Source organism: Caballeronia arvi (assembly GCF_001544695.2).
GTDB classification, from domain to species: Bacteria; Pseudomonadota; Gammaproteobacteria; order Burkholderiales; family Burkholderiaceae; genus Caballeronia; species Caballeronia arvi.
In genome coordinates this window covers 1-684 of record NZ_FCOM02000312.1, presented here as the reverse complement: position 1 = coordinate 684, position 684 = coordinate 1, and the positions used below count along the sequence as shown (strand labels likewise).

Sequence of the window (684 nt, the reverse complement as noted above, 5' to 3'; positions counted from 1 at the left end):
TCAGACGGGTCCGCGGCGCCCTCGTAAGAGATCTTCCACCACCAGTTGTAAGCCGTGACCGTAATAGTGAGTGCGGGCTCGGTGCGAGGCTGGGCGACGCGCTGCAGCGTCACGAGCGCGAACACCAGCAAGGCGATGAGCACGACCGTCGAAATAGTCACGCCCACACGAATCCACGCCATGCCGTCCTGCTCGGTCGCAAGCGAGCAGCCATCGCCGGATGGCGTCGGGCCTCGGCGCCTGAAGATCGCAATCGCCAGCAGGGCGGCGATGATCAGGCACACCGCCGTGCAGACAGCTGCAAGGACCCAGTCGAGCATCAAAGTCGGCTGCGCAGCGGGGCCGGCGGCATGCAGGAAGTAGTCCAGGGGCGCCGCATCGACGCTCGACGCCAGGGGCGCCGCGAAAAGTAGAAACACTACCGCTCTTTTCCGCACAACCGATCTTGAGCGACCTGCGTGGGTCACCGGACCGCGTGTCGATCGAAGGCCGCAGTGTTTCACGGAAGCTCCTCTCCTTCCCCAGTGGGGGAAAGATTCGGAATGCCCTGTTCTTCCGTCGTGTCACCGGAGATCGCAAGTCCGGCATTGACGAGCGCCACGTGCGAGAAAGCTTGCGGAAAATTACCGCACTGCCGCTTGGCCTTCGTGTCGTACTCTTCCGAAAGCAGGCCCACATCGTTGC

1 protein-coding gene and 1 pseudogene are annotated in these 684 nt (G+C 63.3%); both read right to left on the bottom strand.

Annotated elements, in window-relative coordinates; genetic code table 11:
- Positions 1-419, bottom strand: a pseudogene (locus AWB74_RS45080) (cytochrome c oxidase subunit II); the annotation flags it as partial.
- Positions 420-499: 80 nt separating this feature from the next.
- The coding region (locus AWB74_RS45075) for a glycoside hydrolase family 15 protein (RefSeq protein WP_143749570.1) at positions 500-684 on the bottom strand (185 nt) is incomplete at its 5' end.